Here is a 2,955-nt window from a genome sequence, read left to right on the forward strand (position 1 = left end):
GAACCTCCACTTTACCGGCGACTTCCACGCCATCACCACGGCGCACAACCTTCTGTCGGCGCTGATCGACAACCACATCTACTGGGGCAATGAACTCGGCATCGACACCCGCCGCGTGGTGTGGCGCCGCGTCATGGACATGAACGACCGCGCGCTGCGCGAGATCATCGCCTCGCTCGGCGGCGTCGCCAACGGTTTCCCGCGCGAAGCCGGCTTCGACATCACCGTCGCCTCCGAAGTCATGGCGATCCTGTGCCTCGCTACCGACCTGAAGGATCTGGAAAAGCGCCTCGGCGACATCATCGTCGCCTATCGCCGCGACAAGACGCCGGTTTTCGCCCGCGACCTCAAGGCCGACGGCGCCATGGCCGTGCTGCTCAAGGACGCCATGCAGCCGAACCTGGTACAGACGCTGGAGAACAACCCGGCTTTCGTCCATGGCGGCCCGTTCGCCAATATCGCGCATGGCTGCAACTCGGTCGTCGCCACCACCACGGCGCTGAAGCTCGCCGACTACGTCGTCACCGAAGCCGGCTTCGGCGCCGATCTTGGCGCCGAGAAATTCTTCGACATCAAGTGCCGCAAGGCGGGCCTGAAGCCGGCGGCAGCCGTCATCGTCGCCACCGTGCGCGCCATGAAGATGAATGGCGGCGTCAAGAAGGAAGACCTCGGCAAGGAAAACATCGAGGCGGTGAAGAAGGGCTGCGCCAATCTCGGCCGCCACATCGAGAACATCCGCCAGTTCGGCGTGCCGGCGGTGGTTGCCATCAACCACTTCTATTCCGACACCGACGCCGAGATTCAGGCGATGAAGGACTATGTCGCCTCGATGGGCGAAGAGGCTATCCTGTGCAAGCACTGGGCCAAGGGCTCGGCCGGCATCGAGGACCTCGCCAACAAGGTGGTGGCGCTGGCCGAATCCGGCGCCTCGCAGTTCGCGCCGCTCTATCCCGATGCCATGCCGTTGTTCGAGAAGATCAACACCATCGTGCAGCGAATCTATCGCGGCTCGGAGGCGATCGCCGACAAGTCGGTGCGCGACCAGTTGCACGCCTGGGAGCAGGCCGGCTACGGCAACCTGCCGGTGTGCATGGCCAAAACCCAGTACTCCTTCTCGACGGATCCAAACCTGCGCGGCGCGCCGACCGGCCACACCGTGCCGGTGCGCGAGGTCAGGCTTTCGGCCGGCGCGGGCTTCGTCGTCATCATCTGCGGCGAGGTCATGACCATGCCTGGCCTGCCAAGCAAGCCGTCGTCGGAGAAGATCTTCCTCAACGAGGCCGGCCAGATCGAAGGCCTGTTCTAGGATCCTGCCATATCGACCGGAAAGGGCGCCGTAGCGACGCGGCGCCCTTTCTGTTTGCGGATCGTGCTACGCGGCGCTGCGCGCCAGTGCCCGCTGGTTGGACACGTAGATGGTGTCGCGTTCCGGCAGCGTGCCGGTCTTCAGGCAGTCGATCCATTCGGCGGTCTTGAGCACGGCAGCGAAACGGGACTGCAGGATGATGCTCACCACGCGATGGATTTCCTCGGCCGAGGCATAGCCGGCGCTGTTGGCGTAGGGCACCGAACCGGTTGCGTCGGACAGGAACTCGACCGCGAAGCCCATATGCACGGCGTGGATGATGGTCGACAGGTCGCAATTGTGCGTCATGTAACCGATGACCGCGATCGTATCGACGGCGTTGGCGCGCAGCCAGGCCTCGAGATCGGTGCCGGTAAAGGCGCTCGGCAAATTCTTCTCGACATAGTGGTCGCGACGACGCTTGGCGATCTCGGGATGCAGTTCGCCGCCATGGCTGCCCTTGGCGAAGATCGGCGACGTCTCGGGCGCCATCTGCTTGACGACCACCACCTTGATGCCGGCAGCGGCGGCGGCATCCATGGCGCGTGTCACGTTGACGACGCTGTCGCGGAACGGCGGATGCTGGATGGCCAGGTTGCCGCCGTCATAGTCGTTCTGGACGTCGATGACGACGAGCGCCCGGCGCGGCGCGGTGTTGGCTAGGTCAGACATGGTGTTTTCCTTCCGGCTTGAATGCGACGGACCGAAAATAGGATGGTTGGCGGGCAGTCAAAAGTGGCCCGATTGACATCATTCAAAAGAATTGGGACAATCCGCATTCACACTGGAAAATCGCCTCATGACCGCTCCCATCATCGCCGTCCTCGCCTTCGACGGCATCAGCCCGTTCCATCTCTCCGTGCCTTGCCTGGTGTTTGGCGCGGACCGCACCAGCCTTGGCCTGCCGCGCTTCGACTTCCGTGTCTGCGGGATCGAGGAAGGGCTGATCCGGACCGATGCCGGGCTGAGCATCATGGTCCCGCACGGGCTTGCCGCGCTCGAGGACGCCGATATGGTCATCATCCCGAGCTGGAAGGATCTCGAGGCGCCCCTGGCCAAACCGCTCGAGGACGCGCTCGGCCGCGCCCACCGGCGCGGCGCGCTGATCGTGGGCCTGTGTCTCGGCACCTTTGCCATCGCCGCCGCCGGCCTGCTTTCGGGCCGAAAAGCCACCACCCACTGGGCCTATACGGAGCAGTTGCGGGCTCTCCATCCCGACGTTTCAGTCGATGCCGACGTGCTCTATGTCGATGATGGCGACATCGTCACCTCCGCCGGCGTCGCCGCCGGGCTCGACTGCTGCCTGCACATCGTGCGCGCCCGCTACGGCGCGGAGGCGGCGCTGCGGCTCGCCCGGCACGTCGTGCTTTCGCCGCACCGGCAGGGTGGACAGGCGCAGTTCATCGAGCGTCCCGTGGCAAAAAGCGCCAAGGCCGACCGCTTCACCGGGGCGCTCGACGCGGTTCGCGCGACGCTTGGCGAAACGCACAGCCTCGACAGCGTCGCCGAAGCCGCGGGCCTGACGCGGCGCACCTTCACCCGGCGCTTCCAGAAATCGATCGGCACCAGTTTTGGCGACTGGCTGACCAGCCAGCGGATCGAACTGGCGC

3 protein-coding genes are annotated in these 2,955 nt (G+C 65.0%); 2 read left to right on the plus strand and 1 reads right to left on the minus strand.

Features of this window, described 5'->3' with window-relative positions; all coding sequences use genetic code 11:
* Nucleotides 1-1,306: formate--tetrahydrofolate ligase (locus tag EOA36_RS32335; protein WP_127280885.1), on the plus strand; the 1,306-nt coding region annotated here is incomplete at its 5' end.
* 66 nt (nt 1,307-1,372) lie between these two features.
* Here the strand turns inward: EOA36_RS32335 and EOA36_RS32340 are convergent.
* Nucleotides 1,373-2,017, minus strand: a complete 645-nt coding sequence (locus EOA36_RS32340) for a cysteine hydrolase family protein (protein ID WP_127280886.1) — start codon at nt 2,015-2,017, stop codon at nt 1,373-1,375.
* Nucleotides 2,018-2,144: 127 nt separating this feature from the next.
* On the opposite strand from EOA36_RS32340, the gene EOA36_RS32345 reads away from it, so the two are divergent.
* On the plus strand, nt 2,145-2,955 hold an 811-nt coding region (locus tag EOA36_RS32345; RefSeq protein WP_127280887.1), incomplete at its 3' end, for a DJ-1/PfpI family protein.

Origin of the sequence: Mesorhizobium sp. M8A.F.Ca.ET.021.01.1.1, assembly GCF_003998025.1 — a bacterium.
Taxonomy (GTDB): Bacteria; Pseudomonadota; Alphaproteobacteria; order Rhizobiales; family Rhizobiaceae; genus Mesorhizobium.

Coding starts and splice junctions, on each gene's coding strand:
- EOA36_RS32340 (WP_127280886.1), bottom strand. CDS start 2,017: ATGTCTGACCTAGCCAACACCGCGCCGCGCCGGGCGCTCGTCGTCATC.